Genomic DNA, 17,803 nt, shown 5'->3' on the forward strand with positions numbered 1-17,803 from the left:
ATCAAGCTTTGTATAAATTTAAGGTGTGCGATTATTCTCTACTTTACAAATCAAGGTTCACATTGGGTAAGCACTCAAAGCCAGGCTTTGCAAATAAATACCCCTGCATGAGCTCAACCCCCGCGTGTTTAAGCCACACGTATTCTTCTACTGTTTCTATACCTTCAGCCAGTGCTGTAATATTTAAATCTTTAAACATATTTAGGCAGTGGGTTACTATTAATTGGCGTTTTTTATCGCTGTTTATATCTCGTATAAGTGCCATATCTAGCTTAATGATATCTGTTTGAAAGTCAGCAAGTAGATTTAAGCCAGAGTAACCTGCACCAAAGTCGTCTGTAGCGGTTTTAAAGCCTAATGATTGGTAATAATCAACTACACGCTTTATATGTGCAGTATCTTCTACTTTTTCTACCTCGGTAAATTCAAACATGATGTTTTTAATAGGAAAATTATACTTTTTAGCCGCCTCTAATGTAGTACGTATGCAGCGCTCAGGCTTATAAATAGCGTTGGGTAAAAAGTTAATGCTTAGCATTGAGGTAATGCCTAGTTTGGCTGCAAGTTCAATTGCTTTAATACGGCAAAGCTGGTCAAACGCATAGCGGTTACTTTCGTTTACCTTAGAAATAATAGAATAAGCAGATTCGCCGTTTAGTCCCCTCACTAATGCCTCGTAGCCAAAAATATTGTTGCTTTGGCAATTTATGATCGGTTGAAACGCCATTGAAAAATCAAACTCAAGTGTGTTTGCATCTTCACAGTTACTGCAGGTAACTTTTGTGCAATTTGTTGATTTCTCATTCATTTAGTTCGGCCTTTTTAATATAAGCATTTAAGGTTAGTTTAAGTTCGATTTTAACACAAACAAGTTAAAGTATGAGTTTTTATATTTTAAGTAGTAAGAAGTAACTAATAAGTAAGCCCTGATTAATGACACTTGTCATAATATTGAGTGACTTTTAACAGCTGTATTTGTTTTGTTTATGCTTAAAAATAACCCTATACACAAAGAGGAGAGTAAATATGAATACATCAACATTTTTTGAAAATCTAAAGCGCTATTTAGCTGTATTAGCATTGTTAACAGTCATTAATTTAATTACCTCGCCAAATTATTTATGGGCAATATGGCCAGCGTTGGGTATGGGGATTGCACTACTTAACGATTTATTAGATTTAAACAACTCAAAAAGGGTTGGGTAGTGAATGCAAAGCCAAGTAAAAAACTTACTTGGCTTAAGTTGCATATTATTGAAAATAACTAAGAGTCGGTTATGAGGCGCTATCGAGTGTGGCGTTAAGTGAAATTTCGGTATTAAGCAGCTTTGAGATAGGGCAGCCTTTTTTAGTTTGCTCACATAAGGCCTGAAACTGCTCATTAGCTATGTCACTAATACGTGCTTTTACCTCAAGTGCTATATGCGTCACTGCAAAGCCATCGTCTACTTCATCAAGGCTTACCGTTGCTTTGGTATCAATTTTATCGGCTGTAAAACCAGCATCACCTAATGCAAGCGACAGCGCCATACTAAAACAGGCACTGTGCGCCGCACCTACTAGCTCCTCAGGGTTTGAGCCTGGCTCATTTTCAAAGCGGGTATTAAAGCCGTACGGCTGTTTATCAAGTGCGCCACTTTGCGTTGAAATACTACCTTTGCCTGTTTTAATATCGCCAGACCAGGTTGAGTTTGCCGTTTTTTTAATCGTCATCATCTTCTCCTTGTTTAAATGTAAGTTTTTCAGATTAGGTAAGCGTTATTTACAAAAAGCTTAAATAAAACCGAAAAAACATTAATTTCAGATGATGTTGCAAAATAGACGCCAGTAAATTGCAATCACTTTTTATTTCGTTTACACCGCTCTGAGCAATAAATGACATTGTCCCAATCTCGTTGCCATTTTTTACGCCACGCAAACGGTTTATTACAGATAGGGCAAATTTTTTGCGGTAGGTTTAGTTTTTTATGCGCCATAGTTACTTAACCTGAGTGTTATTTTTAGCGGTGTTTTTATTTTTTACTTTGCTTGTGTTTGGTGTGATTGCAACATGCTTTCTAAGTATTTTTCCTATGGCACGTTTAACTTCAGGACGATCTCGGTATTGCCATAATCGCTCGCGGGCGTCTTTTGAGGCGAGTGTTAAATCAAGCATAGGCTCGGGGTAATCTTCACCCAGTTTAAAATCGTTAAAAAGCGCTTCCATTGGTGTTTGCTCCCACGGCTCGTGTAAATATTCAATAGGGAGCTTTTCAAGTTCAGGGCACCACTTTTTTATAAAGGCGCCTGTTGGGTCCTGATCTTCAGATTGCTTTATCGGGTTGTAATGGCGAATGGTATTAATACCCGTAACCGATGCCTGCATTTGAATTTGCGGATAATGAATACCTGGTTCAAAGTCTAAAAAATAATTAGCTAATGGAAAGCTTGCTTGCTGCCAGCTTATATTTAAATGGTGTGTTACAAAGCTCACCAACATAGCGCGCATTCTAAAGTTAATATAACCGGTGGCCTTTAAACAGCGCATGCATGCATCTATTATAGGCACCCCTGTTTGCCCCTGCGCCCAACGCTCAATATCATGCTTTACATGTTTATCGGTACGATACGGAAATGAATGATAGCCCGGATTTAATGCTTTAAACTCCATAGTGCATTCGCTTTCAAATTTTTGCATAAAGTGGCAATGCCAATGCAAACGAGATACAAAAGCAGCAAGCGGGCGCTTCCAACCTTTTTTATCGGGATGGTTTGAATGATAAGCGTCTATCGCAGTTTGATAAACTTGCCTAAGGCTTATATTTCCCCATGCTAAATATGGCGATAGTCTAGAGCAATGGGTGCGGCTTAAGCTAGGGCTAGATATTCCTTTTTGATAGCCTTTACCGCGTTGAGTAAAAAAACTTTGCAAAACTTCTCTTGCATGAAGCGGGCCGCCCTGCTGAAAATTGTCATCATCTTGAGTGTATGTTTCAGGTAATTCTGGATTTTTATAATTTTTAAGTTTGACGGAATTAACATTCTTCCAATTGGGTATAGCAAGCGGAGCCTGCATTGTTTTTTGCCAGCGTTCGTTCCAATTGTCACGGTTTTTTTTACCACGAATAACAGCGCCTGTTGGCGACTCTTGCCAGTTAATATGGTTATGGTGGCACCAAGCTTTAATTGCTAAATCGCGTTCAAAGGTATTATTTAGCCCTATTTCTTGGTGGCTAAAAATATATGATATTTCAAACTGCTTATTAAGCCTTTGAAGCAGAGTTTGCATGTTCTCGTTAAATATATACACCTTTGCATTAAAGCGCGCTAATTGAGAGTTTAAATCAACAATAGACTGGTACACAAAGCGCCAGTGTCGTTCATTATAATGAGCATCCTCCAGCAGAAGTGGTTCAAAGTTGTACATTAGTAAGGTAGGTAGGCCAGTATCAAACGCACTTTTTAATGGCTGATGATCGCTTAAGCGTAAATCGCGTTTAAACCACACTATATTTATTTTTTCACGCATTTAATTTACGACTCTTAGCTTAAATTAGTATATTAATGTTCACGTTATTTGGTGTTTTATTGCGTTTGTATTTTCATTAACAGGTACTGTTTGCTACAAAAAACGCAATAAAATAAAAAGTTAAAGTTGTTAGTACGTAAAGGTTTTAAATTGCGATTTAGTTTTAATAAGAATAAGGAAAAATATGTTTTTAGATTTAACTAGCAATGCTGATCACAATGTATATTCATATTTAGTGGGCGGTATAAGCCCGCGCCCCATTGCATGGATCAGCACGTTAAGCGAAAAAGGGATTGCGAACATTGCCCCTTACTCATTTTTTACCGTAGCAAGCTGTAATCCCCCTGTATTAAGTGTTACTCAGGTAAATCCGCGTGATCACGCTAACAAAGACACGTTAACTAATTTACTGGCGACTAAAGAGTGTGTGGTCAATATTGTTAGCCATAGCTTAGTTGAACAAATGAACCAAAGCTGTGCCAATTACCCCAATAACGTGAGCGAGTTTGATGAAGTAAATATACAACAGACGCCAAGTTTATTAGTGAGTCCGCCAAGTGTAGAGGCTTCTAAAGTTCGCTATGAATGTACCTTGCGTGATGTAATTACGGTTTCAGAAAAAGCCGGTGGCGGAAAAATGATGTTATTGGATATTGTTGGTATATGTGTTGATGATGAAATATTAGTAAACGGTTATATTGATCCTGCTCGATTAGAGGCTGTAGGGAAAATGGGTGGCGATTACTTTAGTACGACAAAAGATAAATTTGTTCTTAAGCGCCCTCAGTTATAGAATAAGGACCTGATTTAAAAACATAAAAATAAAAGGACTTTTGATGCGTAAACTTATTGCTGCTGCATTGATCACACTTATTAGCTTTAATACTCTCGCCGAACAAGATAAAAAATTGCCGATAGAAGCCTTTGCGGGCTTAAAAGACTTTAGCCAAGTAAAGCTTTCGCCTAATGGTGAAAACCTTGCCTTTGTAAGAAACAACAAAGGCACTTTAATTCTAATGGTAAAAAACTTTAAAACAGGTGTTATTACCCCTATTTTACAGTCTGACAACCAAACTGTATTTTTTGACTGGTATAGCTGGGCGAATGATGATGTTCTGTTGCTTGGTGCACGCCATATAAAGTACCAATTTGGTGGTGCTAAATATACTTCAACTCTTATGTATGCTTATAACTTAACTAACGATAAAGGCATTAAGTTGGCTATGAGGGGAAATGCCGCTCGTGGCGAGAGACAGCCACAGTTTGCCGATAAAATTGTTAGTTTTTTACCTAAGCAAAAAAATAAAATTTTAGTGCAGGGTGACTTTAAAATAGCTAATACTCCTGCGGTATACGAGTTAGACCTAACCACATTGCGCAGAACGCAAATACAAAGGCCTCGTAATAATGTTACAGCGTGGTTTTCCGACAGACAAGGCAATGTGCGAATCGCTAAAATAATGGACGATACTCAATTTACTTATGAATTACTTAACGCTGAGACCGGAGACTGGGACACGTTATTTGATTACGAAGTATTTAGTGAGCAAAGTATTTCTATATTAGGGTTTGATAAAAACCCTAACCTTTTATATATCTCGGCTTTGCACAACGGGCGAGATGCATTGTTTAGACTTAACCTAACTACTAAAGAGCGCGAGTTAATTTACAGTAATGATAAATACGATTTTGATGGTTCTATTTTTTATTCTAGCAAAACAGGTGAGGTTGCAGGCTTTACTGATTCTCATTTAGAGGACGGGGTAAACTACTGGGATGCAGATTTAGATAAATTGTACCGTTCGCTACGTGCATCGCTCGCTAAAGATGAGTACGATCTTGACATTGTAAGCACCACCGAAGACCAACAAAAGTATATTGTTTACTTTACCTCAGACAGCACCTCTGGCATGTACCTTCTTGGCGATAGAACAAAAAATGAATTGTCTTTACTTGCTCATGCTTATCCGAAAATTGATGAAACAGTATACGGCGGTAAAGAACGCATTAGTTATAAAGCGCGAGATGGATTAACCATTGAAGGTTATTTAACGTTGCCTGTAGGGTATAAAAAGGGCGATAAATTACCCACTATAATATTTCCGCATGGTGGTCCAATGGCGCGAGATTACGCTAACTTTGATTATTGGACTGCATTGTTGGCTTATCATGGTTACGCTGTATTACAGCCAAACTTTAGAGGCTCAAGCGGATATGGTTATGAGTTTTTAATGCAATCTATTCAGGGTTTTGGTTTAGCCATGCAAGACGATTTACAAGATGGCGCCAATTGGCTTATTGAACAAGGTATTGCACAACCTGAAAAAATTTGTATTGGTGGCGCAAGTTATGGTGGTTATGCAGCGTTAATGGCGGTTGTTAAGCACCCTGAAACATTTAAATGTGCTGCCAGTTTTGCAGGCGTAAGTGATTTAGAACACCTTGTTTTTAAAGCGCGTTACTTTACCAATAAAGAAATAGTCAGAAAGCAGTTTGGTACAGACGACGATATGCTAGAAGCTAACTCTCCTGTAACGTATGCAAAGCAGATTAACCGACCTATATTATTAGTTCATGGCAGCGATGACAGTGTAGTGCCTGTTTACCATAGCCGGGAAATGGAAGATGAATTAGACGATGAAAATAAAGACGTTACTTATATTGAGTTAGAAGATGGCGATCATTATTTATCGCATCAAGCACATCGCGTTAAAACGCTGCAGGCTTTTTTAGATTTTTTTGATAAACATTTAAAAAACTAAACAATACAAAGGCGACTTAGGTCGCCTTTTTTGTACAATTTTTTTAAGTAGGTGCACATTGTTTGCACGTTTAGTTGTTAAACTTATTTAAATATGACCAAGTTATAAGTGGCGGTTTAATTTTAAGGTGAACGCTTCCTCATGAAAATTCACAATAAACTTTTTTTAATTTTGTTTAGCTTTACCTTTAGCATTATTGCGGGGCTGGTGGTGCTTATACAATGGAGCATAGGACAAGGTGTTATTGATTATGTGAATGCAAAAGAAATAAAAGCACTTGAGCCGCTTGTAGCAAAGCTCGCAAAGCAATATGAAAGCAGTGCCTCGTGGGACGAAGTCATCCGTGACAATAAAAGTTTTAGACGCCTTGTTGAAGCCGAGTTACAAAACAGCCAATTTTCTGAATTTGCAGAGCGCCCAAGTCCTAGAGGCCGGTCAATGAGGCCACCACCACCTGAACGCGGTCGTTTTGATATGAAAGGCCCTCCCAGACCAAACGATATTGCTCATTACGCGTTACTTGATAAAAATAAGCAACCGATAAGAGGGCGTTATCTCGATGAACTCACCTATATCAATACGCCAATTACTGTTAACAATATAGTCATTGGTTATTTAGCTGTTTCAAAAAGAGATAATTTGGTTGATGGTTACGAGCTTGATTTTTTAGAACAGCAAACAGACTACTTATGGTTTATTGCTATAGCTGCTGCTTTATTTACGTTGCTGTTAACTTTTTTACTATCACGGCATTTAGTAAGCCCGGTAAAAAAAATAGCAACCGGGATGCATCAGCTTACGCAAGGTCACTTCACTACTAAGCTGACTCTTGATAGAAAAGACGAATTAGGCCAATTAAGTGAAGATTTTAATACACTGGCCTTTACACTAGCTAAAGATGAGCAAGTACGTAAACGCTGGTTAGCTAATATTTCTCACGAATTAAGAACACCAATGAGTATTTTGCTGGGTGAACTTGAAGCAATGTTACTTGGGGTACGTGAGCCTAATACCAAAAATATTAGTTCAGCTAATGATGAGGCGATGCATTTAAAGCGCCTAATAGATGATTTACATATGCTAAATAGTGCCGAATTAGGGGGGATGCATTACACCATGCAGCCAACCGATTTAACAATACTGTTAAATACAATCGAGCAAAAATATCAGGTTATATTTGAGCAGCATACAATCAAACTTTATCTATTAAATAGCGCTCAATACGCTAATGTTGAGGCTGATAAAACACGGCTACTGCAGTTGTTTGATAATATTTTAATGAATGCAGTTCATTATGCTCAGTGCACGACTATTTCAATAACTGCTAAAAACATAAGTAAAAAAGGGCAGTCATTTATTGAGCTGAGTATTGAGGATAATGGAGTTGGGGTAGAGTCTTCACATTTAGCGCATTTGTTTGAATACCTGTATCGAGTTGATGGTGCGCGTAACCGCCAAGAAGGTGGTTCAGGCCTTGGTTTATCAATCTGTAAACATATAGTTGAAGGTCATAATGGTGAGATAGTCGCAGAAAAAGCGGACCTAGGTGGTTTAGCTATTATTATACGCCTGCCAACCATTTAACAATGTTTAAACCTAATCTTTAAATTGCCTACTTTATTAAGTGGTTTGAATTTACGTTACGAATAGAGGTGCCAATGAGTGAACACATTTTAATAGTTGAAGATGAAGAAAAATTATCTAATTTAATGAGTGATTTTTTAATGAATCATCATTTTAATACTCATCAAATACACCATGGGAATGACGTACTTCCATGGCTTGAAATTAATAGGCCAAGCCTTATTTTGCTAGACGTAATGTTACCAGGTCAAAGCGGAATCGAATTATGTAAAGCGATTAGGCGTTTTTCCAATGTGCCTATTATTATGGTATCGGCCAAAGTAGAAGAGATAGATCGCTTGCTAGGGCTTGAGTTAGGCGCAGATGATTATATTTGTAAGCCGTTTAGTTACGCAGAGTTGGTTGCGCGGGTAAAAGCTATTTTAAGGCGTCTCAACGTTTCAGCAGTACAAACATCGGTAATGCAATTAGATGAAACCACCTATAAAGTAAAATACCAAGATAACGACATTGAGCTAACTAACTTTGAGTTTCAGTTGTTTAAACCTTTGTTTAATAACCCAAGTAGAATTTATTCACGAGATAGCTTAATGGATACCATGTACACCGATCAGCGTATTGTGAGTCACAGAACGATTGACAGCCACATAAAAAAATTGCGTAAAAAACTGGATGAATTAACTAAAACAGAGAGTGTGATTCAATCTGTTTATGGGGTAGGTTATCGCTTTGTACACCCGCAATAAGGGAGCAAAGCGATTAACATAAACGTTGGCGTTTTATTCTTCGTCTGAAAAGTTAATGCGCGCTAGTCGCTCTTGCTCTTCATCGGCTGCAGCTTGTATCTCGTCTAGTACTGAATCAACGTCAGCTTCTTCGCTGTTATCTTCAAATTCACCGGTGAGTATAGAATTAGGTGTAAGTTTTGCCTCTTCAAATAGCGCCCACATTTCTTTAGCGTATTGGGTATTTAACAACTCAGGTGCAAACTCACTATAGTAACGACGCATGTTGTTTACGTCACGAGCAAACATGGCTTCAGCGCTATTGTTAGCAGACGCATTTACAGCCTGCGGTAAATCAATAATCACAGGGCCTTTATCGTCAACAAGCACGTTAAACTCTGATAAGTCTCCATGAATAATACCCGCGCACAGCATAAGCATAATGTAATGCATCATCAGTGTATGTTGTTTTATAGCTTCCTCTTTACTCATACTTACATGGCCTAGCTGCGGCGCAACATCGCCTTCGCTGTCAGACACAAGCTCCATGAGTAAAACACCATCAACACAAAAATATGTATCGGGTACACGCACACCGGCTCTAGCTAAACGAGAAAGAGCATCAACCTCAGCATTTTGCCAAATTTCTTCTTCTAACTGGCGCCCGTAACTTGAGCGTTTTCCCATTGCGCGAGCTTGGCGACCACCGCGAACTTTTCGGCCTTCTTGGTATTGTGCGGCTTTTTTAAAACTGCGTTTAACAGCATCTTTATAAACCTTTGCACACCGAATGTGTTCACCACAGCGAACTACAAATACATCGGCTTCTTTACCGCTCATTAGTCGGCTAAGTACTTCATCAATTAAACCGTCATCGATAAGGGGTTGTAAGCGTTTTGGTGTTTTCACAGCTTGCCTGCTAAGTGGAGTTGGTTATTAATCATTATTTAAGAAAGTGCTCTGTAATTAGTTGTTTTATATGCTCAAGCAGTATATCAGCTTTGAGAATTAAGGGCAGTATTACGCGCATTTACACATGCTTGTGTTAGCTTATCTGCTGATTGTAAATTGAGCAACCAGAACGCCCTAGAACAAATCAATTTTTTAAATTATTTAATACTTCCTTATTGTTTGCACATTTTTTGCGTTTTTAAGGTGTAAGTTTACGGTATCAACACGCCCTAAATATAAGGTTATTACTATGAAGCATTTAACATCAACGGCAATAATTGTATTACTTAGCATTGTTTTTTCGGCCAATATTGCTGCAAAAGGAAGTAATAACAAACCGCCTAAGCCAGACTTTTCAACTCTCGACACCGATGGCAATGGTGCAATTAGTTTTGATGAATTTAATACTAAAAAGCCACCTCACGGTGACGCACAGACTATTTTTGATGAAATTGATGCTGACGGTAATGGGGAAATCAGCGAGCAAGAATTAAGTGAACATAAACCACCTCGTCGTGAACGTTGAAAGGAAACTAACATGATCAATTCAATAAACAATAACGCTACTAGTTTTATGCCGCAGCAAAAAAGCCAAGCTGTATCGCTAACATCAGAACAAAGTGATTTTGTAAAAGAAACGCTAGCGCAATTTGATCCCGAAAACTTAACCTCTGAAGATGCAAAGAGCATTCAAGCTGCGTTTGAAGAGCAGGGTATTTCACCCACTAAAGAGCTAGCAGAATTAATGAGCGAGCTTGAATTTGATGCTAAAAGTATTGGTGATGCTGGCCGACCTGAAGGGCAAAGACCGCCTCCACCGCCACAAAATTCACTAGAGCAAGTTAATACAGACGATGTAGTAAGTTACCTTGATGAATTACTCGAGCAGTATTCAAGCCAAATAAACGATGAAGATAAAGACGCTATACTATCGGCTGTTCAAGAAAAGTTTGGCTTGTCTGAATCTGATTCGTTACTCAGTATTAAAGCGTAAGTATGTGTAAAAGCTGACATTAAAAGCCCAGTAATACTGGGCTTTTTGTGTAGGTGGTTAGTTTAAGCGGGTTTTAATTTTACTGGTGCCATCTTCTTCGGTAAATTTAAATACAAAGTCTTTTTTACCGTCTTGGTTAATGTCAACTAACAAAATATCTTTACTTTTTTTAGGTAGGGTTAACTTTATTTTTTTACGCTTTTTGTTCAGCAAATTGTCCTCTTCGCCGTAGTAAACATAGAGCGTTTTTTTGCTGTATTTATATACCGCATCAGTTTTGTCATCCCCGTTTATATCGCCTATGTATAAAGGTGGGGTTGCATCGCCATTGCTCATATTTATTTCCATCTCAAGGTCAATTTCTATACTTGATTTACTAGCAAATGAGCCATCGGTTTGTTGCTTATAAATATTCATTTCTACATCTACGTCAGTTTTACCACCGCCCATAGCCATAGAGGCAATAGTGCCAAGGCCAATGTCTAAGTCCATTGTTTGCAGGTCTATTAAGCCATCGTTATTAAAGTCTGTTTCAAATACAAGCTGACTAGGGCCGCTGGTATTTAACAATTTAATAGGTGTTTGACTAAACCCTGTTTTATTACCTAAATAAAGGTTATGCGCTATGTCAATATCGAGCGAATCCATACCTTCCACTGGCTTATATTGCTTGGTAATAAAGTCTAAATAGCCATCGTTGTTTATATCAAGAAGCTGCTTTATTTTGCGTTTTTCACCGTTACTAAGCTCGCCCAACTCAATATTAAAATTAACGTCAGCCATGGCTTTGTTGTAACCATTAGTATTTGCGTAAAGCACATCGGCGCCTTGTTTATTTAAAAACACTAAGTCATTTAGGCCGTCGTGATTAAAATCCGTAATTGTAGGTTGGTTATTAATATCAACCTCAAGGGTGAGACCATCTTTTGAAAAGTCACCAGTAAACTGCGTCTTTTTTTCAAAAGTATGAGGGGTAAATTGGCCGTTGTTAGTTTGAATATAAAGGGTTGTTTGGTTTAAGTCTGGGAGCAAAATATCACTTAGGCCATCTTTGTTGGCATCAATGATAAAGTTTATTTTTTCAAACTCTGTTACTTCTAACTGGTTTATTACTGATGTATATGCAAATAAAAGTGAAGGTTTTTCTTTATCCGCTTTGTAAATGCCATCGCTAGCTACCACAAGCGCTTGCTTATCATTTGTATTAGCAAGTGTTGCCACGTCAAAACCAATTGCATTGTCAGGCAGAACGAGCTGAGAGTTTTGTGCTGATAGTAAATCAATGCGTTCTAGCTGCTTAAGCTCTTTGTTAAAAGCAAATAACGTTGTCGAGCCGGTTGTTACTAACCCTTCAGTGGTTTTAATCGACATGGTTTGCGCTAATAAAGTACTAGGTGCAAGCAATATAAGTAATGCACTAAACGGTTTTAACATGGTAAATCCCTTTGTATAATTTTAAGTAGGCGAATATTTAACTCTTTTCAGCCTACGGCAAAAACTAACGTTAGGGTGTAAGTAATTGTAATAAAATGTTTATGCTAGTTAGCTTAATTAGCCTAAGCGCTGAGCATATCTGCTAGGGATAGGTTTATTGTCCAGTATTCAGGTTAATCACGTAAGCTGTTTTAGGTGTTTGTGCAAGTTGGTATGGTTAGGATTACTCTATTTTAGGTAAAAATAATGCACTAATGGCGCCACAAAACCCAAGCAGGCTGTAGAGCAAAATAAGTTCAGCGGTAGATAAAAAGCTCTCAAGTAATCCAATGCTGCCTAACATGAGTAAAAGCACGCCAATAACCGTGTTACTTACTGCAACATAGTCGGTGCGCTTGTTTCCTTGTGCCATATCGACTAAGTACGTTTTGCGGCCAAGGCGTACACCTTGGTGAGCAACAGAGAGTAAAAAGTAAAGTGTAGGCAGCAACCACCAAGCACTCAATAAATGGTTAAACCAGGTTGCAATAACAAATACCGTTAAACCATTAAAAGTTACTAGCATGGCACTAAGCACTAAAACTCGTTGGCTTGATAGGTCGCTTAATCGCCCCCAAATTGGCGCGGACACTAAACTGGCTAAGCCCGATACAGCAATAAATGTTGCAAGTAACGAAAACTCAAACGATTGGCGACTCGCTAAAATAATATAAAATGGCGCGCTTAAAGCTGAGCACAATAAAAAAGCACGTGTGACAACAAAGTGGGCAAATTGCTTATCTTGGTAAAGGAGTTTAAGTTTTGTAAATGCATGCAGTAGCCCGTTTTTCCCACCATCGGTGGCCCCTTTGTATTCATTTATGCGGCTATAAAAAAAGGCCGCCACAATCCACATTATTGCGCCCAATACCAAGGCAATTAATACTGTGTTTTGTTCTTTCTGCTGTGAAAAAAAACACATCAGTAGTCCAAAGGTTAGGGTTGCCAAACCTGCAATACTTGCCGCTAAGCCGCTAATATTGCCTCGCTGTTTTTTGGGGATCACTTTACCCAGTACATCTTTTGCTGCGACTGAATTAAAGCCTCGCGCTATACTAAATAATATTAACAAACCTAAAATAGCGAAGCCTGCTTGTTTTCCCTCTAATACAAAAGCAACGCCTACCATGGCTAATATACATATCGATTGCGCAATAGCGCCAATTACCCACACCCATTTACGAACAGATAATTTGCGGATCACATCGGCAATAGCCAACTGCGGAAGTAAAGAGCCAGACTCCCTTATTGGCACAAGCCACGCTATAAAGCTGCCAGGTACGTTTAAGCTATGCATTAACCAGGGAAGCGTAACTTTGGGGTTGAGTAGTGCGTCTGCAAACTTACTAAACAGCTGACTCAGTAATAAAATAATGAAGTTACCGGGCACCTCTTTACATGCAGACTCATCAATTTCTTTGCAAGCTTTAGCATCTTCTTCATTGTTAAGGCGCTTATAAATTTGCTCTTTTGTTAGTTTGACCACGGCTTTACACTGCTTTTAGGTAAGTAAATTTATACTAGGTTGATATGTTTAAATATTCTACTTTCAGGCAGGTTAATGTGATCATTTTAGTACCGCCATATTTATAGCGGACATAAAAAACCAGCATTTAAGCTGGCTTTTTTGATGCATTCTAGCACTTTATTTAAAGTCGTCTGCGCTATGTCGTTCGGCTAACTGTTCTTCCTCGGGCCCCCATGTGCGATTAACACGACGACCTCTTTTAACCGCTGGACGCTCAGAAATTTGTTTGGCCCATCTAACAACATGCGTATAAGAGGCAACGTCTAAAAACTCAGCAGCATCGTATAAGTCGCCTAAAACCAGTGAGCCATACCAAGGCCAAATAGCAATGTCGGCAATAGAATATTCATCACCTGCCATATAGTCTTTACTGCTCAAATGCTGATTAAGTACATCGAGTTGGCGTTTGGTTTCCATAGTAAAGCGGTCAATGGGGTATTGCATTTTACTTGGCGCATAGCTATAAAAGTGGCCAAAACCGCCACCTAAGTAGGGTGCAGAGCCCATTTGCCAAAATAACCAGTTACGGCACTCGGTTTTTGCTACAAGGCTTTTGGGTATAAGTGCGTCAAACTTTTCACCTAAATATTGTAAAATAGAGCCCGACTCAAATACACGAGTTGGCGGTGTTGTTGAGTGATCGAGTAACGCAGGAATTTTTGAGTTTGGATTAATATCAACAAAGTCAGAACCAAACTGATCTCCCTCGCCAATATTAATTAGATAAGCATCGTATTGCGCATCATTAAGGCCAAGCTCTAAAAGTTCTTCAAACATAATAGCGGCTTTTTGGCCATTAGGCGTTGCCAGCGAGTACAGTTGAAATGAATGCTCGCCAATAGGCAAGGTTTTGTCATGAGTTGCCCCAGCTATGGGTCTATTAATACTGGCAAACTTACCGCCACTTTCACTTTCCCACGTCCACACTTTAGCTGGTGTGTAATCGTTTGTATCGCTCATAAATAACCTCACTGTTAGATTGATTCACTTAAAATAGTTTTTTATAAACCTTTTTGTCTATCTGCTTTTGCTAATTTATAACCCAAAAACAACCCGCTTAGGGCTCCGAATAAGTGGCTTTCAAACGAAATATGAAAGCGTTGCGGCAATACGCCCCAAATAAATCCGCTATAAAGTATGGCAACAACGATAGCGATTACGATTGATTTTAGCGAACGCCTGACCACGCCATAGCAGAGAATAAAACCCCACAACCCGTATATTACGCCGCTCAAACCAACATGAAGGCTACTACGGCCAAATGCCCAAACTAATAACCCGCCCAAAAGTGCGGTGAAAATAAATACAGAGTAGAACCGTTTAACACTGTATTGACAAATGAGCCAGCTGAGCACCGCAAAAGGCAGCATGTTACTGGCAAAGTGCCACCAGCTACCGTGTAAAAAGGGAGCGCAAAGTATGCCTATTAAACCTTGTATGCTGCGCGGGTAAATACCTAAACCATTAAGGTTTATACCAGGAAGGCTATTAATAACTTGAAGTACAAAGCAAGCAGCGACAATGCTAAATATAGCAAAGCGAGTCGTTGTTAGTAATGACAGAGACGTAGGCTTGGTTGTCATAAATTTCCCTAATTGACCTTAAACAGTTGCCAGTATAGGAATTGTATTTGGTAATGAAAAGCAAATAAAAAGCACAGCTCAAATGCTGTGCTTAATTAAGGCCGCGTTGGCCTTTAGTATTTAAATGCTATTAACCCAATTTAGTTAATAGTTTTTTAGCAGCAAGCTCTGAACTTGCAGGGTTTTGACCCGTGATCAGCAAACCGTCTTCTAGGGCAAGTACACCCCAATCTTCAGTTTTTTGGTAGTCGCCACCTTTTTTGATTAGCTCGTCTTCCACTAAAAAAGGAACTACGTCGGTCAGTTGTACAGCTTCTTCTTCACTGTTGGTGAAACCAGTTACTTTTTTACCTGCTACCAATGCGTTGCCGTCTGCATCTTTAATATTTAAAAACACAGCACTTGCATGACAAACGCCAGCAACTGGTTTTTCTTCTTTAACAAAACTTTCAATTAGTGATACAGAATCGGTGTTATCTACTAAATCCCATAATGGGCCGTGGCCGCCTGGGTAAAACACTGCGTCGTAATCGCTTGAGTTTACTTCGCTTAGTGCATGTGTGTTGGCCATTAGTGCTTGTGCTGCGCTGTCTGCATCGTAACGTTTAGTTGCATCGGTTTGAAAATCAGCAAGTGTGCTTGTAGGGTCAATTGGCGGTTGGCCACCAGCAGGAGACGCAAGTGTCACTTCAGCGCCAGCATCGACAAATGCATAGTAAGGTGCTGCAAATTCTTCAACCCAAAAACCGGTTTTTTCACCTGTGTTACCAAGATCCGCATGTGAAGTAAGTACCATAAGTATTTTTTTAGCCATAACTATATTCCTTCGATAATTGAGTTAATTAGTATTTGGTATTCACCAAACTCGTATCATTACTATATGCATTTAAATTACTTTAAACAACGATGATAAATTTGACTTTATTGGTTTAATAATTGATACAATGAATGGGTTGAATTTTAACTAGGCGGAAAAGCCATGAAAGTGTCATTCGAGCAATTAAAAAGTATGGTGGTGTTTGCACAAATTGTAGAGCAGGGAAGTTTAACAGCCGCCGCTAAGCAATTAGGTTTAACACGCGCTGTGGCAAGCTATCACTTAAAAAAATTAGAAACCCAGCTTGAAGTTACACTTTTAAATCGCTCTACTCGCACGATGACACTTACAGAGGCCGGTATAGCGTACTACGAGCGTTGTCGCGTTATCACTGAGCAAGCCAATGCCGCTAATCAACAAATAGAGAATATAAAAAGCGAGCCGCAAGGTTTACTTAAAGTGAGTTGCCCCGTTAATGTAGGGATGCAATTAATTGTACCCGCTATAAATACGTTTAAGCGCCAATATCCAAAAATTGAAATCGACCTACAGCTAACCGACGACGTAGTAGATATAATAAAAAATGGTTTTGATATTGCCATTCGTGGTGTTGCGTTAAGTGACTCAAACTTACAAGCGACAAAACTGACCACAATGAGTACCTGTATTTGTGGCTCTTCAGATTACTTTAACTATTTTGGTAAACCTAAAACGCCAGCTGAGTTAAAAGCGCATAAATGGGTTGTGTATCAGTTGGGGAGTAAAACTTTAACGCTTCAAAAAGATGGCAAAAAACACGACATTACAATGCAAGGTGGTTTAAGCACAAATAATGCGGCAGCACGCACGGCATTTGTAGAGGCAGGGCATGGTCTTGGCCGTATTCCCTTATATGATGCCTGGCCAAAGGTGCAAGCTGGGCTACTAGAGATCATATTAGACGATTACAAAACTAAAGATATTGAGCTTTACGGGGTGTTTCCGCCAGGTGCTACAGGCTCTAAAAAACTTAGGTTATTTATTGATTATTTAAAAGCGTACTTTGTAAAGCAGCATACCGCGCTGGGTATGCTGAAAAGTACTTAGTAAGACGTTTTTTAAGTGTTTATAAAGTGCGACTAAATAGCGTCACGGCTTGTTGGTACATTGCGATTGCCAATGCGCCGTCGTATCGCTCACCTTCATCACGCATAAAGGCATGTTGCGCGTTAACTTCTTGCCACTGGTAGTTAATGCCCGTCGTTACACATTGCTGATAAATTTTACTGCGGCCTTCTTGTGGTACATGAGGGTCTTGTTTACCCCAAATAAAATGTATTTCACCTTGTATATCGGCCATGCGCTCAAATGAATTGTTTCCTTCTTGAGCTGGTAATGTATTGCTGTGAATATCCGTTGCGTATAAGCAAAACGCTGCTTTAATTTGGGGATTAAGTGCAGCTCTGTAAGCTAAATGTCCGCCAATACATACACCCATCGCCCCCACTGAACCTGAGCAATACTGCTGCGATTTTACAAAATCGATTAATGTTTGTGTGTCGCTATCATGATGCTCAAGCGGTTTTTTCCACTTATCCGCATTGCCTTTGTCTTTACCTGCATCATCGTAAGCAAGTACAGTCCCGATAGGGTTTAACTCATGAAATACCTCAGGCACGAGTACAACAAAACCATGGCTTGCCAAAAGTGCGGCACTTCGAGCAATAGGAGCCGTTTGCTGAAAAATCTCAGAATAAAAAACAATGGCAGGAAACTGCCCATCGGCTTGTGGACGATACACTGTGGTTCGCATTAGGCCTGTTGGCGTTGGTAAGTCGGTATTATGTTGTTGGATGATCATAAAAGCGCTCAGTTAAAAAGGTTGGGTAATTTCTTTAT

General features: G+C 39.1%; 19 protein-coding genes. 8 read left to right on the forward strand and 11 right to left on the reverse strand.

What is annotated here, in order from left to right:
- Positions 1 to 43: 43 nt before the first annotated feature.
- Positions 44 to 808 (reverse strand): EAL domain-containing protein, encoded by a 765-nt coding sequence (locus RF53_RS11720; RefSeq protein WP_006791452.1) that lies wholly within the window; start codon positions 806 to 808, stop codon positions 44 to 46.
- Between the two features lie 218 nt (positions 809 to 1,026).
- Here RF53_RS11720 and RF53_RS11725 point away from each other — a divergent pair, with 218 nt between their 5' ends.
- Positions 1,027 to 1,206: a 2TM domain-containing protein gene (locus tag RF53_RS11725; RefSeq protein WP_039037768.1), complete on the forward strand. Its 180-nt coding sequence runs from the start codon at positions 1,027 to 1,029 to the stop codon at positions 1,204 to 1,206.
- Between the two features lie 69 nt (positions 1,207 to 1,275).
- On the opposite strand, the gene RF53_RS11730 is transcribed toward RF53_RS11725, so the two are convergent.
- The 3 genes from RF53_RS11730 to RF53_RS11735 all read right to left on the reverse strand — a co-directional run bounded on the left by RF53_RS11730 (position 1,276) and on the right by RF53_RS11735 (position 3,508).
- Positions 1,276 to 1,713 carry an OsmC family protein gene (locus RF53_RS11730; RefSeq protein ID WP_039037769.1) on the reverse strand — a complete coding sequence of 146 codons (438 nt, stop codon included), beginning with the start codon at positions 1,711 to 1,713 and terminating at the stop codon, positions 1,276 to 1,278.
- Between the two features lie 125 nt (positions 1,714 to 1,838).
- Positions 1,839 to 1,976, reverse strand: coding sequence for a DUF2256 domain-containing protein (locus tag RF53_RS19265; RefSeq protein WP_006791449.1), 138 nt, complete (start codon positions 1,974 to 1,976; stop codon positions 1,839 to 1,841).
- Between the two features lie 2 nt (positions 1,977 to 1,978).
- Complete coding sequence (locus RF53_RS11735; protein WP_039037770.1) at positions 1,979 to 3,508, reverse strand: cryptochrome/deoxyribodipyrimidine photo-lyase family protein; 1,530 nt, start codon at positions 3,506 to 3,508, stop codon at positions 1,979 to 1,981.
- Between the two features lie 184 nt (positions 3,509 to 3,692).
- On the opposite strand from RF53_RS11735, the gene RF53_RS11740 reads away from it, so the two are divergent.
- From RF53_RS11740 to RF53_RS11755, 4 genes are all read left to right on the forward strand, one after another.
- Positions 3,693 to 4,301, forward strand: coding sequence for a flavin reductase family protein (locus RF53_RS11740; protein ID WP_039037771.1), 609 nt, complete (start codon positions 3,693 to 3,695; stop codon positions 4,299 to 4,301).
- 43 nt (positions 4,302 to 4,344) lie between these two features.
- Entirely contained in the window at positions 4,345 to 6,270 is a 1,926-nt protein-coding gene (locus RF53_RS11745; RefSeq protein WP_082014438.1) for an alpha/beta hydrolase family protein, read from the forward strand.
- 141 nt (positions 6,271 to 6,411) lie between these two features.
- A complete protein-coding gene (locus tag RF53_RS11750; RefSeq protein WP_039037773.1) occupies positions 6,412 to 7,854 on the forward strand; it encodes an ATP-binding protein in 1,443 nt (480 codons plus the stop codon).
- A 74-nt stretch (positions 7,855 to 7,928) separates the two neighbouring features.
- Positions 7,929 to 8,600 (forward strand): response regulator, encoded by a 672-nt coding sequence (locus RF53_RS11755; RefSeq protein WP_006791444.1) that lies wholly within the window; start codon positions 7,929 to 7,931, stop codon positions 8,598 to 8,600.
- Positions 8,601 to 8,633: 33 nt separating this feature from the next.
- Here RF53_RS11755 and RF53_RS11760 read toward each other — a convergent pair whose 3' ends face one another.
- Positions 8,634 to 9,488: a PA4780 family RIO1-like protein kinase gene (locus tag RF53_RS11760; protein WP_039037774.1), complete on the reverse strand. Its 855-nt coding sequence runs from the start codon at positions 9,486 to 9,488 to the stop codon at positions 8,634 to 8,636.
- 292 nt (positions 9,489 to 9,780) lie between these two features.
- Here RF53_RS11760 and RF53_RS11765 point away from each other — a divergent pair, with 292 nt between their 5' ends.
- Positions 9,781 to 10,056 (forward strand): EF-hand domain-containing protein, encoded by a 276-nt coding sequence (locus tag RF53_RS11765; RefSeq protein ID WP_039037775.1) that lies wholly within the window; start codon positions 9,781 to 9,783, stop codon positions 10,054 to 10,056.
- Between the two features lie 12 nt (positions 10,057 to 10,068).
- The gene (locus RF53_RS11770; protein WP_039037776.1) at positions 10,069 to 10,524 is read left to right on the forward strand and encodes a hypothetical protein; all 456 of its coding nucleotides are present in this window, start codon (positions 10,069 to 10,071) and stop codon (positions 10,522 to 10,524) included.
- A gap of 57 nt (positions 10,525 to 10,581) precedes the next feature.
- On the opposite strand, the gene RF53_RS11775 is transcribed toward RF53_RS11770, so the two are convergent.
- The 5 genes from RF53_RS11775 to RF53_RS11795 all read right to left on the reverse strand — a co-directional run bounded on the left by RF53_RS11775 (position 10,582) and on the right by RF53_RS11795 (position 15,922).
- On the reverse strand, positions 10,582 to 11,958 hold the full coding sequence (locus RF53_RS11775; protein ID WP_006791440.1) for an FG-GAP repeat domain-containing protein: 1,377 nt from the start codon (positions 11,956 to 11,958) through the stop codon (positions 10,582 to 10,584).
- Positions 11,959 to 12,181: 223 nt separating this feature from the next.
- A complete protein-coding gene (locus tag RF53_RS11780) occupies positions 12,182 to 13,483 on the reverse strand; it encodes an MFS transporter (protein ID WP_039037777.1) in 1,302 nt (433 codons plus the stop codon).
- A gap of 159 nt (positions 13,484 to 13,642) precedes the next feature.
- Entirely contained in the window at positions 13,643 to 14,485 is an 843-nt protein-coding gene (gene yghU, locus RF53_RS11785; protein ID WP_039037778.1) for a glutathione-dependent disulfide-bond oxidoreductase, read from the reverse strand.
- A 41-nt stretch (positions 14,486 to 14,526) separates the two neighbouring features.
- A complete protein-coding gene (locus RF53_RS11790) occupies positions 14,527 to 15,108 on the reverse strand; it encodes a rhomboid family intramembrane serine protease (RefSeq protein ID WP_008132289.1) in 582 nt (193 codons plus the stop codon).
- A gap of 130 nt (positions 15,109 to 15,238) precedes the next feature.
- Positions 15,239 to 15,922 carry a type 1 glutamine amidotransferase domain-containing protein gene (locus RF53_RS11795; protein WP_039037779.1) on the reverse strand — a complete coding sequence of 228 codons (684 nt, stop codon included), beginning with the start codon at positions 15,920 to 15,922 and terminating at the stop codon, positions 15,239 to 15,241.
- 165 nt (positions 15,923 to 16,087) lie between these two features.
- On the opposite strand from RF53_RS11795, the gene RF53_RS11800 reads away from it, so the two are divergent.
- Positions 16,088 to 17,011 (forward strand): LysR family transcriptional regulator, encoded by a 924-nt coding sequence (locus RF53_RS11800; protein ID WP_039037780.1) that lies wholly within the window; start codon positions 16,088 to 16,090, stop codon positions 17,009 to 17,011.
- Between the two features lie 19 nt (positions 17,012 to 17,030).
- Here RF53_RS11800 and RF53_RS11805 read toward each other — a convergent pair whose 3' ends face one another.
- Entirely contained in the window at positions 17,031 to 17,765 is a 735-nt protein-coding gene (locus RF53_RS11805; RefSeq protein WP_039037781.1) for a dienelactone hydrolase family protein, read from the reverse strand.
- Positions 17,766 to 17,803 lie beyond the last annotated feature (38 nt).

Origin of the sequence: Pseudoalteromonas sp. ECSMB14103 (assembly GCF_000813065.1) — a bacterium.
GTDB classification, from domain to species: Bacteria; Pseudomonadota; Gammaproteobacteria; order Enterobacterales; family Alteromonadaceae; genus Pseudoalteromonas; species Pseudoalteromonas marina.